We start from the raw sequence: 13,148 nt of genomic DNA, 5'->3' as shown, positions 1-13,148 counted from the left end.
GGTGCTCCGCCGGTTCCTCGCCGCGCTCCTGCTCGTGCCGGTACTCCTGCCGGTGCTGGGTGGGAGGGCGGCGGCGCACAGCGGGGGTCTCGAGGCGGAGGCCGACCTACCGCGGGTGGTCGCGCTCGAGCCCGCCGTCCCTGGCCTGGTCGCCGCGGTCGTCGAGGGCGGGGCCCGGCTCTCCCTGACGAACGGCACCGCCGCGACCGTCGAGGTCGTCCCGGCCGGGGTCCGCGGCGAGGAGCCCGCCGCGATCGCGCCGGGCGAGAGCGCCCACTGGACCGACCCCCGGATCCGCGGCACCGACGGAACGGTCACGCCCTGGACGATCCCGCTGCGGGTCGGGGACCGGGACGTCGCGATCCGGGGCGAGACGACCTGGCCGCCGCCGCCCGCGACGGCAGGATGGTGGACGCTGACGGCGGTGCTCGCGGCCGGTGCGACCGCGCTCGGCGTGCTCGCGGTCCGGCGTCGCGGGGCCGCGTACGCGGTGGCCGGGCTGACCGTGGTGGCCCTCGCGGCGCACGCGGTGCACGTCCTCGGCTCGGCGTCGGTCCCCGTCGGGCTGGACTACTGGCCGACGGTGCTGGGTACGGCCGGGATCGGGCTGGTCGCCTGGGTGGCCGGACCGGTCGGGGTGGCGCTGGTGCCGCGGGTCCGGAGCTGGGGGCTGCTCTCCTGCGCGATCGCCGGGGCGGTGCTCGCGCTGGTCACGGCCCTGGACACGGGCAGCTTCGCCCGGGCCGTCCTGCCCTACGCCTGGGATCCGACGCTCGACCGGATCAGCACCGCCTGCACGGTCGGGATCGGGCTGGGGCTGTTCGTCACGGGCTTCGCGGTGCTCCGCGCGATGACCCCGGAGACCACGGAGCAGGAGCTCGCGGAGTGGAACGCGCCCGAGCGGGGCACGACAGCGCGAAACGCAGCGGCGCGAGACACGACTGGGCAGGACACGAGCGAGGAGAGCACGCGATGAGGAGCCGAGCCGGTGGGGTGCTCGCCGTCCTGGCGCTGACCGCGCTGACCCTGGCCGGGTGCGGGAGCGGGACTCCGCCGGAGGGCAGCACCACCGCGGTCGCGAACGACCAGGTCGGCTCCGGAGCGTCGGCGCGACCCGCGCCGTTGCCCAGCACGCCCGCCGCCCCCGCCGTCCGCACCATCGCCGTCTCCTTCGCCCGGGGCAAGGTCAGCGGCGAGACCGGGCGCGTCCCCGTCGCCCGCGGCGAGACCGTCGAGCTGGTCGTGACCAGCGACGTCGCGGAGGAGGCCCACCTCCATGGCTACGACAGGGCCGCGCAGATCCCCGCCGGGGGCACCGCGACCATCCGGCTGGTGGCCGACGTGCCGGGCGTCTTCGCGTTCGAGCTGCACCACTCGGGCGCGGAGCTGCTGAGCCTGCGCGTCGCGTGACCGGCTCGTGACCGTTCTGGCCCACGGCGTCGGCACTCGCGGCGACCTCCCGGTCCCCGTCGGGGCGGCTGCGCTCGCCGCGGGCCTGGTGCTCGTCGGGACCTTCCTGGTCCTCGGCCGGCTCTGGCGCACCCCCCGGCTGCGGGGTGCGGACGCCGGGCGCCCCCTCCCCGAGCCGCCGGCGCTCCTGACGGTGGCGACCCGGGCCCTGGTGCTCGTGGCGTTCGTGGCGGTGATCGTCATCGGGCTGGTGGGGCCGCCCGAGACGCCGGACAACCTCGCCCCGTGGGTGCTCTACGTCAACGTCTGGGTGGGCATCGTCCCGGTGTCGCTGCTGCTCGGGCCGGTGTGGCGGGCGGTGAACCCGTTGCGCACCCTGCACGCCGGGCTCTCCCGGCTGCTGCGGATCGACCCCGGGCGCGGCGTCGCGGATCTGTCGCCGCGGGTCGGGCTGTGGCCCGCCGCTTTCGCGCTCGGGGCGTTCGGCTGGCTCGAGCTCGCGCATCCGGAACCGGCGGATCCGCGGCTCGTGGCGTGGTGCCTGATCGGGTACGCGGTCGTGCAGACGGGCGCGGCACTCGTGTTCGGGCGCAGCTGGTTCGCCCACGGCGACGGCCTCGAGGTCTGGTCCACGCTGCTCGGGTCGCTCGCCCCCGTCGGCCGCCGCCGCGACGGCCGGCTGGTGCTGCGCAATCCTCTCGACGGCCTGGAGACCGTCCACCCGCAACCGGGCCTCGTCGCCGTCGTGCTCGTGCTGGTGGGCACCACGGCGTTCGACGGCCTCTCCCGCTCGGCACTGTGGACGGTTCCACGCGGGATCACCTGGGGCACAGTCGGTCTGCTCGGCGTGACGGCCGTGGTGGTCGTCCTCTACCTGGCCGGGACCTGGCGCGCCGATCCGGTCCGGGGCGTGGACCGCGCGCCGCTGCCGGTCGCGTTCGCGCACACGATCATCCCGATCGCGGCGGGGTACGCCATCGCGCACTACTTCTCGCTGCTGGTCTTCGACGGCCAGCAGGTCTTCCGTCTGGCCCTCGGGACCGGCCCCGTCGACTACACGCTGGTCGGCACCGCGACGATCGCCGCCGTCCAGCTCGCCGCGATCGTCCTGGGCCACATCGCCGCCGCGGTCGGCGCGCACGAACGCGCCCTGCGGCTCTTCCCGCCGAGTGTCGCGACGAGGATCCAGTACCCGATGCTCGCCGCGATGGTGGTCCTCACCTGCGGCGCGGTCGGGCTCGTGCTCGCGGCCTGACCTCGCGCCGCACGGTCCGCGAGCGTCACCTCGGTGCGGTGCCGAGAACGACACCGCCCCCCTCGGAACGATCACAGTGGGACGATCCGTGCGAGCGTCACCTCAGCGCTGGGCCCGCCGCGCTCCCGTGACGGTCACGGTGATCATCCGGGGCGCCGGTGCCGGTCGAGCACCCGCCCGAGGCCACGGTCCGGGATCGGCCGACGAGTCCCGCCGGCCGACGGCTGAGCCCCGCACCCGGAACCACCCCGGCCGAACAGCCGACGACGCCGCACCCGTTGGGGGCCGGTGCGGCTGGCGGGGACGGGGTCGCACCCGCTCGGCGAGGGTCCGCGGAACCCGGCGAAACTCGTCGGGCAACCGGCCCAGCCGGGTACGATGACCGGGTGCGCTCAGGGCCGAGGCTGTGCCTGCTCGGGCCGTTCAGCGTCGACGGCGAGCTCGCCGCACCTGTCCCGCCCGGCAAGGCGAGACTCGCGCTGGCCGTCCTCGCCGAACGGCGGGGCGAGTTCGTCACCGTCCACGCCCTGATCGACGCGCTGTGGGAGGGCGAGGCGCCCGAGCGCGCGGACCGCAACGTCGCCGCCCTGATCAGCCGCCTGCGCAAGGCACTGGGCCGTGAGCTGATCGAGGGCACCTCGGCCGGCTACCGGCTGGATCCCCGGGTCGCCGTGGACCTCCACGAGGCGGCCGAGCTCGTCGACGCCGCCGAGTTCGAGCTGGCCCACGGCCATCCCGCGCTGGCCTCGACCAGTGGCGAGCAGGCCGCCAAGCTGCTCGACACGGACACCCCGATGGGCGACGAGCGGGACGGGCCCTGGGTTCGTGACCTGCGCGAACGCGTGCGCGGACTGTTGCGGCGCGCCCGCGTGGCGTGGAGCAGCGCCGCCCTGCAGCTCGGCGCGCACGACACCGCCGTGCAGGTCGCCGGCGCCGCCGTGCAGGCGGACCCGTTCGACGAGGACGCCTGCCGCACCCTCATGCTCGCCCATCACCAGGCCGGGCGCCCGGGCGCGGCGCTGCTCGCCTACCGGGCGCTGCGCGAGACCCTGGCGCAGCACCTCGGCATCGATCCGTCGGCCGCCACCCAGACCCTCTATCTGGCCGTACTGCGCGCGGAGAGCACCGAGGACCCGGGCCCGGACGTGCTGGGCGAGGCCGTGGAGGCCCCGCTCGTGGGCCGGGACGGCGAGCTCGCACAGCTGCGCAAGGACTGGGAGGGTGCGGCCGCCGGCCGCTCCTGGCTCACCGTCGTCAGCGGCGAGGCGGGGATCGGGAAGAGCGCGCTGGTCGCCGCGTTCCTCGCCGGGCCGCTGCGCACCGGGGCGCTCGTGGTGCAGGTGTCCTGCTTCGAGGCCGAGCGCTCGCTCTACCTGCAGCCGCTGATCGAGGCGATGCGCGCGATCGTGCAGCGCACCGCGCCGCAGGAGGTGCGGGAGCTCGCGGCCACCCGGCTCGGCACCCTGACCGAGCTGATGCCCGAGCTCGCGGACGTCGTCGGGCCCGTCACCTACGAGCGGGCGGGTCCCGAGGTGGAGCACCGGCGCAGCCTCGACGCCGTCGCCGAGTTCGTCGCCCGCGCCGGGGCGCGCCGGCCGCTGCTGATCGTCGTCGAGGACATGCAGCACGCCGGACAGTCCACGGTGGAGGCGCTGCACGTGCTCGCCGGGCACTGGACCGGCAGCCGCTGCATGGTCGTGCTCACCGAGCGGACCTCGGAGGATCCCGGCGTCACGGAGGCGCTGCAGGACGTCGGCGGTCGCCTCGCGCTCGGCCCGCTCTCCCGCGAGGCGGTGGGCACGCTCGTCGAACGCTCGGGTCTCGGTCACGACCCGGAACGGCTGTGGGCCAGGGCCGGCGGCTCCCCGCTGTTCCTCACCGAGCTGCTGCGCCACCCGGAGAGCGGCGAGGTCCCGGAGTCGCTGCAGGACGCCGTCGCGGCCCGGATCACCCACGCCGGCGGCGAGGTCGCCCGGCTGCTCGCCCAGGGCGCCGTGCTGGGCACGACCTTCTCCCTCGACGACGTCGCGCTGCTCACCGGCGTGGACGTCGAGGTGGGCGCGGTCGTGGCCGAGCGCGCGCTGCGCGCCGGGCTGCTGCTCGCCCAGGGCGACAGCTTCCGGTTCGCCAACGACATCGTGCGGCAGGTCGCGTACGCGTCGGTGCCGGAGCCGGTCCGGGTCAGCCGGCACCGGCGCGCCGCGCGGCTGTTCGCCGGGCGCCCGGAGTCCGCCGCGCGCCACCTCGCCGCCTCGGGCGACTTCGCGGGGGCGGCCGAGGCCTGGCTCGCGGCCGCCGCCACCGCGCACGTCGCCTTCGCCCACCGGGACGCCGAGCGGCTCCTCGACCTCGCCGTCGACGACGCCGCACGGGCCGGAGACGGCCCGCTGACGGTCACCACCCACCTGCGGCGCGGGCAGGTCCGGTGCGATCTCGGCCGGTACGCCGCCGCGCGCGAGGACCACGAGCGGGCCCTGGAACTGGCCCGCGACCTCGACGATCCGGTGCTCGAGGCCCGCGCGCTCGAACAGCTCGGCTGGACCGCGCTCTACGCCCGGGACGCACCCGTCGCCGTCGACTTCGCGGAGCGGGCCACCCAGCTCGCCGAGTCCGCCGCCGCCGCGCCGGGCGCGTTGCCCAGCGCGGTGCTGCTGCTCGGCCGGGTCCGGCACTGGGACGGGGACTACCCGGGTGCCGCCGCCGCCTACGACGCGGTGCTCGCGGCCGATCCGCCGGAGACCACCAGCGCCCTCGCGCTCGCCTACCGCGGCGCGCTGCTGCAGCACCAGGACCACTTCGCCGAGGCCCAGCGGGTGCTGGCGCGGGCGGCGGTGCTGTGCCGGCGCACCGGCGAGTTCCGGCCGCTGCTGCAGACCCTGTTCTTCACCGCACTGGCCCGGGGCGACACCGGCGACTTCGCCGGCGCCCTGCGCGCGCTCGACCACGCCCGCAAGCTGGTCGACGCCGAGAACCTCGGCTTCTACCGCGCCGGCATCGAGTGCACGACCTCCTGGATGTGGCAGGAGCTCGGCCAGGTCGGGCGGGCCCGCGAGCACGCGGTGGCCGCCGTCGAGCTCGCCCGCCGCGGCGGCGGCACCCTGGAGCTGGAGCAGGAGCTGCACGCGCTGCTCGCCGTCGCGGACTGCGACCTGCTCGACGGCCGGGACGAGGCGGCCGGCGCCGCCGTGGAGGCCGCCGTCCCGCTGCTCGACCGCTCCCTGCCCTTCCGGCCGCGCGCGATGATGCGCCTGCTGGACATGCAGGCCCGCTTCGACGCGACGGCGGCCGAGCGGCTGCTCGTCGAGGCCCGCCGCTACTCGTCCCCCAAGTACGAGGCCCTGGCGCTGACCCATCTCGGCCGGCCCGCCGAGGCGGCCGAGCGGGCCGCCGCGACCGGCTCCGACCTGCTCGTCGCCCAGCTGGGGGTGCCCGCGCAGCGGGCCGGGGCCCGGGACCGGATCGCGGCCGCGCTGCCCGCCGACCTGCGGGCGAGCTTCACCGGGTCGGGGCGGCTGGTGCGCCCGCCGCGCCCGACACGATGAGTCCTCAGCCCTCGTCGACCGCGGCGCGGGCCGCGCGGCAGCCCTCCAGCCAGGTCTCCCGGTCCGCGAACGAGCGGCCGGTCGGTGTGCCGCCCGAGGGCAGCACGTCCAGCCGGAACGGCTCGCCGGACCAGACGTCGATCGTCGCGCGCAGCTCCGTGCCCGAGGGCAGGTGCAGGTGCAGGCATCCGGCCGGACCGCCGAACTCACCGCCCGTCAGGTCCTCCACGCGGTCGGGCCCCTGCAGCACCGCCCAGTCCGCCCCCGCGGCCCGCGCCCGGGCGACCGCCGCCGCGCGTTCCCGGCACACGCCCTCGCTGATCAGCTGCCGCTCGCGCATCCCGCAGGCCACGGCGACCAGCAGCGGCACCGGCACCCCCGGGGGCACCCGCAGCTGCTCCTCGGCGAGCAGCGGCTCGGGGTCGTCGAGCAGCGCCGCGAGCTCGGCGAGCCCCGCGCGGCGCCGCCCGAGGGCCGCCGCGATCGCACCGATCGCCTCGACGGCCTCGGCGTATGTCGAGGGATCGGCGACCAGCGTCGGGAACAGCGACTCCCCGGCGGACCGCCAGCGTGCCCGGGCGGCGGCGACCCCGGCCGCGTCCGGGTGGGAGCCCGTGGACATCTGAGCGTTCATCCCGTTCCCTCCGTCGTTCATACTCGCCTGGTCCGATCCGCTCCCCGAGGAGACACGATGCCGAGCTCCGCCCGGCCGGCCGACGTGCCGGCATCCGGCTGGGAGGCCGTCGTCGACTCGATCGGCCCCAAGGTCCACGCGCTGCGCCGCGAGCGCGGCCTCACGCTCCAGCAGCTCGCTCATCTCGCCGACGTCTCGACCGCGACGGTGCACAAGGTCGAGCGCAGCGACATGGTCCCGACCGTCACCACGCTGTTGAAGCTGGCCACGGCCCTGGACGCCCCGATCCGGCACTTCGTCGAGACCGGCGACACCGGGTCCCTGCACACCCGCTTCGCCGGGGCCGACACCACGGCCCTGACCCCGGACGATCCGGCGACGCGGCTGCGCGGCGTGGCCACCCGCGTCGAACCCGGTGCCGAGACGGCGGGCCGCAGGCCGGGCGAGACCCTCCTCCTGGTGCTCGACGGCACCGTGGAGCTGCAGGCGGGAGACGCGCGATACACCGTGGCCGGCGGGGAGGCACTGCACGTGCGCTCGGCGACGGGCGTACGGGGCACGAACCCGGGCGACGCCCCGGCCGACGTCGTCTGGGTGACGATCGCGGAAGGCTGACCGGTCACGGCGCCTCCACGACCGCACGCGCGGTCGCGACGAGGCGGGCCTCGGCCTCGTCGAAGCGCGCGCCCTGCTCCTCGGCCCGGGCCGCGAGCCCGCGCAGCCGCTCCCGCAGCGAGGTGATCATCGCGGCGAGCGCCTCCGGGGACGCCCCACCCTCCGCCCGCCGGGTGGCCACGACGGCGCGCGGATCGAGCACGCCGGACAGGTCCCGACCGGTCAGGCCCCAGTCCGCGCCGGTGTGGGCACGCGCGGCCTCGTCGACCATCGCGCCGGTGATCTCGGCGCCGGGGACCCCGCGCCGGGCCGCCTCCCGCACCGTGTTGCCGACGACGACGTAGGCGGTCCGGTAGTCCACGTCGAGCAGCTGGGTGAGGTACTCGGCCAGGTCGGTGGCCTGGCTGTACCCCCGGTCGAGCTCCTCGCGCATCCGCCGCGGATTGACCCGCAGGGTGCGCACGACGCCGCCGGTGAGCCGGGTGATCCGCAGGCTGAGATCGAGCGCCCGCGGCACCTCGCCGTAGGCGAAGATCAGGTTGTCGCTGCGCGCCGAGGGGCTCTTGGTCACCGCGAGGAAGCCGGTCAGCCGTCCGATCACCACCCCGGACGCCCCGCGGATGATCGAGAGCGCGTAGGGGTTCCGCTTCTGCGGCATGAGGATGCTGGAGCGGCTGTAGGCGTCGTCGAGGTCCGCGAAGTCGAACTCGCTGGAGGAGAAGATCTCCAGGTCCTCGGCGAGCTTGGAGAAGTTCGAGAGCAGGCTCGCCACCGTCGCCAGGACGTGGATCAGGCCGTCGACCTGCCACATCGCGTCCCGGGTGTGCGGGATGACGCCGCCGAAGCCCAGCGCCACGGCGATCGGGCCGCGGTCCTCCAGCAGCCGGGTGCCGTTCACGCAGCCCGCGCCGCCGGGGCTGGTGTTGAGCTCGTCGAGCTCGTCGAGCAGCCGCCGCGCGTCCCGGACCGTCGAGTACACGAAGGACAGGAGATAGTGCCCGAACGTCGACGGCTGGGCCTGCTGCAGGTAGGTCTGGTCCGGCAGCAGGGTGGCCGCGTGTTCCTCGGCCCGGGCGACCATGTCGGTGGCGGTCGCGACGGCCTCGGTCGCGAGCTCGACGAGCTGGCGGCGCAGGTGCAGGCGCAGCGCGACCCGGGCGGCCTCGCGGCGGGGGCGGCCGGCGTGCAGCCAGCCGGCGTCGTCGCCGATCCGGGCCACGAAGTAGCGCTCCCGGGAGTTGTACGGCTCGCCGTAGGAGGGGTCGTAGTCGAACTCCTCGGCCGGGATCTCCAGGACCTCCAGCAGCAGCCCGAGCAGCGCCTTCTCGGCGGGGCCGGGCACGATCCCCCGGCGCGCGAGATCGAGGACGTGCGCGAGGTCGGCCAGGTTGAGGCCGTGGTGGAGGAAGCCGGCGTCGGCGTTCTCCAGCGCGAACCCGGACTCGACCAGCTCCGGTGCCGGCCCGGTCTGCGGGAAGCCGTGGGCGCGGCGGATCGGGGTGTCGGTCATGGTCTCCGTCCGGAGGGGATCGGTGCGCGGTGGGCGGGCGCGGGGGATCCGATGGAGCCCTGCCGGGCGAGCCACGCCCCGGCCGGCAGCACCCCACCGGTGTGCCACCAGACGATCGGCGCCTCCGCGAGCCCCGTCCGCGAGTCGGGGCCTGGCTCCGCGCGGGTCGGGGCGCCCGCCCGGTGGAGCACCTCGGCGAAGGCCTCGGCCCCGTAGGTCGGGTCCAGCAGCAGGCCCTCGGTGCGCAGGGCGAGCAGCGCGGCCTCGGTCTCCGCGGCGCTCGCCGCCCCGAATCCCGGCCCCCGCGCGTCGACGATCTCGAGCAGCTCCGGCCGCGGCGGCGCCGTGCCGCGCAGCGCGGCGCAGCGGTCGGCGAGGTCGAGGACGGTCGCGCGGATCTCCTCGGGCGATCGGCTCACGGACACCCCGACGACGGGGATGTCGAGGCCGCCCGCCAGCAGGCCGGCGCAGCTGCCCCCGGATCCGACGGGGAGCACGATCGCCGCAGGTCGTCGGCCGGACAGCTGGGCGGCGAGCTCGTCGGCCGCGTCGGCGAATCCGAGCGCGCCCACCGGGGTCGAGCCCCCGCGCGGCACTGGATAGGCACGAGCGCCGATCTCCGCGGCCCGCTCGGCCACGAGACGGTCCACATCGGAACGTTCGGTGCCTCCGGTCGGGCGGATCCGGGCCCCGGTGGCGCGGGCCAGCTCGATCGCGGGCGCGCCCTCGGGGTCGCCCCAGATCACCAGCTCGCACTCCAGCCCCGCGGCCCGGGCCGCGACGGCCGCGGCGGCGACGAAGTTCGAGCCGGGCCCGCCCCCGGTCACCAGCACCTCGGCGCCTCCCCGCAGAGCGGCGGCGATCAGGTGCTCCAGGGGCCGGGTCTTGTTGCCCGCCACCGCGAACCCCGCGAGATCGTCCCGCTTCACGAGCACCGGCCCGAGGCCGAGGGCGGCTTCGAGGCGGTGGGCGCGGGTCAGCGGGGTCGGCCAGACACCCAGCGGGAAGCGCTCGCGGAGGTCCGAGCGCGATCCCGCGGGGCGACGAGGGTCCTCCTCGGCGCGGGTCCGGTCCGCCGCGGGGAGGCCGCGACGGCGCTCCACGCGCCCGGGTCCCGCCACCGGGCCGGTCGCCGGGCCGTTCACCGGGGACCCCGCGCCAGCACCGTGTCCACCATCGCCCCCGCCGCGGCGACCGCGTCCGCGGTGCTCCAGGCCCGGATCTCGTCCGCGGTCGCGAGCCCCCGCCCGACCAGCACCTCGACGGGGTCCGCGCCCGACCGGAAGACCTCCTGCAGCTCCTGCTGGGCCCGGTGCTTGCCGATCTTCCCGGCCAGCCCGACGAGGATCCGCTCGGACGACAGTCCCCCGGCCTTCGCCAGGTTCGCCGCCATCGCCGCGGGCCGCACCTCCAGCCCGTCGAGGAGCCGGCGGCCGAGGCTCACCGAGGCGGCCGTGAGCTGGCAGATCTCCGGCAGCGCGATCCACTCCGCCTTCCACGCCCGGCCGTCCCGCTCGTGCGCGGCGACCATGCCCTCCAGCAGCACCGCGGCGGAGGAGCGGGCGAGCCGGGCGAGAGTGTCCAGGTGCTCGGCCCCTTCGGGGTTCCGCTTGTGCGGCATGGTGATGCTGCTGACCGCGCCCGGTGGCGCGGCCTCGGCGAGCTCCCCGATCTCCGGCCGGGCCAGCTCGTAGACCTCGGTGCCGATCCGCGCGAGCGTGCCGCACACCATCGCGAGCACCCCGCCGAACTCGGCGATTCGGTCGCGCGAGGTCGTCCAGGAGATGCCCGGGTCCGCGAGCCCGACCTCCGCGCAGAACCGGGCCCGCAGCTCCGGCCCGTCGGCGCCGAAGAACGCCAGCGCCCCGACCGCCCCCGCGAGCTGCCCGACGCACCAGCGAGCCCGCCCCTCCCGCAGACGGTCCAGGTGCCGGCCCGCCTCGTCCGCCCACGAGGCGACCTTGTAGCCGAGGGTGATCGGGGAGCCCGGCTGCCCGTGCGTCCTCCCCGCCATCGGGGTGTCCCGGTGCTCCAGCGCGAGCGCCCGCAGCCGCGCCTCGATCCCGCGCAGCCCGGCCGCGACCAGCTCCCCGACGTCCCGCAGGAGGGTCCCGAACCAGGTGTCGGTGAGGTCCTGCACGGTCGCGCCCAGGTAGACCTGCTCGCGCGCACCCTCCGGCAGCACCCGCTGCAGCCCGCGGATCAGCCCGAGTGTGGAGTGCGACGTGAACCGGGTCTGCTCGGCGACGAACTCCAGGTCCAGCGCCTCGACCTTCGCGCTCCGGGTGATCGCCTCCGCGGCCTCGGGCGTGACGATTCCCAGCGAGGCCTGCGCCCGCGCGAGCGCCGCGAGGATGTCCAACCAGGACTGGAGCATCGCGCGCTCGTCGAACAGCGCGTCGGTAGCCGGGGCGCCCCACAGGTGGCTGTAGAGGGCGGACGAGCTCAGCCGGGTGCCCATGCCGGCGCCTCCCGGTCCGCGATCCGCCGCAGCGCGTCCCGCACGTGCTCCAGCGAGGCACCCCACGGCACCGCGACCCAGCCGTCGCCGGACTCGACGTGTTCTTCCTGCATGCAGCACTTCGTCAGCAGCGGTCCGGGCCCCTGCAGCTGCCTCTTCGGGCAGAAGTCGACGATCGGTGGCACGTCACCGTAGAAGCCCTCGTGGATCTGCAGGGACCGCGTGCAGCCCAGCAGCGTCCAGTCCGCCCGCTCGGGATGTTCGTCCAGATAGGACACCCGGGCGCCCGGCACCTCGCCGCCGGATCCGCGGCAGGGCAGCAGATAGTGCTCCGCCGGGCGCTGCAGCGCGAGCCGGTCCAACCGCACGAGCTCCTCGACGATCTCGACGGGTGGCAGGTCCTCGGACACCGCGACGATCCGCCGGGCCTGGTCGGCGAGCTTGGCGGGCTCCGGCGGCACCACCTCACGCACGACGATCCGGATCGGCCGCGGCTCCACGATGAAGTTGACGTGCGCGTACCGGCCCTCGACCACCACGACCCGGGCCCCGGGCGCGAGCCGCACCGCGGCCGCGGCCAGCTGCGACGGGATCCCGGTGTCGGCCTCCGGATCGCACACGTCCGCGCACTCCTGCGGCCCCGCCAGCAGCGACACCTCGGTGATCGGGGACAGCAGCGGTTCGGGCTCGGCCCGCGTCACGCGCACCACCGCCGTGCCGGCCGGGGACCGCAGCACGATGAACCGGGTGCGCCGGTAGGCGGGCCGCCCGAGCAGGTGTGCGCGCAGCGAGGCCTCGTCCAGCGGGACCTCGACGCGCGAGACGGCGACCCCGCGGTAGCGGAGCGGCACGAAGTTCACGCCGTACCCGGCCGGGGCCGGCGCGGTCACGCCGTGTCCGCGTGCGGCTCGGCCCGCACCGCCCCGGACAGATCCGCCGTGTCCGAGCGGAGCCCCAGCCGCAGCGTCTCCACGGACATCAGGTCCGTCGGCGCCACGTTGCCCAGGTTGACCTCCGGCCCGAAGCGCCGCACGAACCACGCCTGCTGGCTCGCCCGCGGGGCCTCGAAGATCACCCTGTCGACGCCGACCGCCGCGACCACGGCCTCGACCACATCCGGTCGCACCCGGCCCTGGTCGTCGTAGGTCCCGACCGTCCCGCTCTGCCGGCCCTCGGTGACGACGAGGCTCGCCCCGGCATCGAGGTCCGCGAGGCATTCCGCGGGCCAGGTCCGCCCCGCGTGCTGCTCCCCCGGCGCCTTGGACCCGACCTCGGCCACCACGGTCAGCGAGCGGGTGGCACGCGCGATCAGCGCCGCCTTCTCCGCGAGCGTCATCGCGACCGTCCCGCGCGAGACCTCCACCAGGTCGAACCCCGTGTCGCGCGCCCACGCCAGGCACTCGACGGCCTTGCCCTGTGCCCACGCGATCTCCAGCAGGGTGCCGCCGAGGCACAGCAGGAGATCGTGGCGGTGCAGCAGCGCGACCTTCTCCTCGAGCGCCGCGTCGACGTACGCGGTGCCCCACCCGACCTTCCAGATGTCGGCGTGCGCCGCCCCGCCGGCGAGCACGTCGGCGACCGCCGCCGGACCCGCGCCCGGGTCGATGACGTGCGTCAACCCCGTCGTGCGCGGTTTGACGCGACGGGGCGGCAGCGTCAGGAAATCGGGACCCGGCACCGGCCCTCCGTTTCCGATAGTGGAATTCCGTCTACTCTTCGAG

11 protein-coding genes are annotated in these 13,148 nt (G+C 76.0%); 5 read left to right on the top strand and 6 right to left on the bottom strand.

The features are described from left to right. Position 1: 1 nt before the first annotated feature. From ABD324_RS09770 to ABD324_RS09755, 4 genes are all read left to right on the top strand, one after another. Positions 2-976, top strand: a complete 975-nt coding sequence (locus ABD324_RS09770) for a hypothetical protein (RefSeq protein ID WP_344414730.1) — start codon at positions 2-4, stop codon at positions 974-976. Continuing rightward, positions 973-1,410, top strand: coding sequence for a cupredoxin domain-containing protein (locus ABD324_RS09765; protein WP_344414728.1), 438 nt, complete (start codon positions 973-975; stop codon positions 1,408-1,410). The genes ABD324_RS09770 and ABD324_RS09765 overlap by 4 nt, the downstream gene beginning before the upstream one ends. Positions 1,411-1,417: 7 nt before the next feature. Next, complete coding sequence (locus ABD324_RS09760; RefSeq protein ID WP_344414726.1) at positions 1,418-2,665, top strand: hypothetical protein; 1,248 nt, start codon at positions 1,418-1,420, stop codon at positions 2,663-2,665. Between the two features lie 386 nt (positions 2,666-3,051). Continuing rightward, the gene (locus ABD324_RS09755) at positions 3,052-6,207 is read left to right on the top strand and encodes an ATP-binding protein (protein ID WP_344414724.1); all 3,156 of its coding nucleotides are present in this window, start codon (positions 3,052-3,054) and stop codon (positions 6,205-6,207) included. 4 nt (positions 6,208-6,211) lie between these two features. Here the strand turns inward: ABD324_RS09755 and ABD324_RS09750 are convergent, their stop codons facing one another. Continuing rightward, on the bottom strand, positions 6,212-6,841 hold the full coding sequence (locus tag ABD324_RS09750; RefSeq protein ID WP_344414721.1) for a hypothetical protein: 630 nt from the start codon (positions 6,839-6,841) through the stop codon (positions 6,212-6,214). 57 nt (positions 6,842-6,898) lie between these two features. Here ABD324_RS09750 and ABD324_RS09745 point away from each other — a divergent pair, with 57 nt between their 5' ends. Further along, a complete protein-coding gene (locus tag ABD324_RS09745; RefSeq protein ID WP_344414719.1) occupies positions 6,899-7,456 on the top strand; it encodes a helix-turn-helix domain-containing protein in 558 nt (185 codons plus the stop codon). Positions 7,457-7,460: 4 nt separating this feature from the next. Here the strand turns inward: ABD324_RS09745 and ABD324_RS09740 are convergent, their stop codons facing one another. Genes ABD324_RS09740 through ABD324_RS09720 form a run of 5 tightly spaced genes read right to left on the bottom strand, consistent with a single transcriptional unit; the run spans position 7,461 to position 13,105 of the window. After that, positions 7,461-8,966 carry an argininosuccinate lyase gene (locus tag ABD324_RS09740; RefSeq protein ID WP_344414717.1) on the bottom strand — a complete coding sequence of 502 codons (1,506 nt, stop codon included), beginning with the start codon at positions 8,964-8,966 and terminating at the stop codon, positions 7,461-7,463. After that, the gene (locus ABD324_RS09735) at positions 8,963-10,111 is read right to left on the bottom strand and encodes a 1-aminocyclopropane-1-carboxylate deaminase/D-cysteine desulfhydrase (RefSeq protein WP_344414715.1); all 1,149 of its coding nucleotides are present in this window, start codon (positions 10,109-10,111) and stop codon (positions 8,963-8,965) included. The genes ABD324_RS09740 and ABD324_RS09735 overlap by 4 nt, the downstream gene beginning before the upstream one ends. Continuing rightward, positions 10,108-11,427, bottom strand: coding sequence for a class-II fumarase/aspartase family protein (locus tag ABD324_RS09730; RefSeq protein ID WP_344414713.1), 1,320 nt, complete (start codon positions 11,425-11,427; stop codon positions 10,108-10,110). The genes ABD324_RS09735 and ABD324_RS09730 overlap by 4 nt, the downstream gene beginning before the upstream one ends. Continuing rightward, positions 11,412-12,317, bottom strand: coding sequence for an XcbA family protein (locus ABD324_RS09725; protein ID WP_344414711.1), 906 nt, complete (start codon positions 12,315-12,317; stop codon positions 11,412-11,414). Before ABD324_RS09725 ends, ABD324_RS09730 begins: the two co-directional genes overlap by 16 nt. Continuing rightward, entirely contained in the window at positions 12,314-13,105 is a 792-nt protein-coding gene (locus ABD324_RS09720) for a phosphosulfolactate synthase (protein ID WP_344414709.1), read from the bottom strand. The genes ABD324_RS09725 and ABD324_RS09720 overlap by 4 nt, the downstream gene beginning before the upstream one ends. Between the last annotated feature and the right edge of the window lie 43 nt (positions 13,106-13,148).

Origin of the sequence: Pseudonocardia ailaonensis (genome assembly GCF_039531635.1) — a bacterium.
Lineage (GTDB): Bacteria > Actinomycetota > Actinomycetes > Mycobacteriales > Pseudonocardiaceae > Pseudonocardia > Pseudonocardia ailaonensis.
This window is presented reverse-complemented; position numbering and strand designations above follow the sequence as displayed.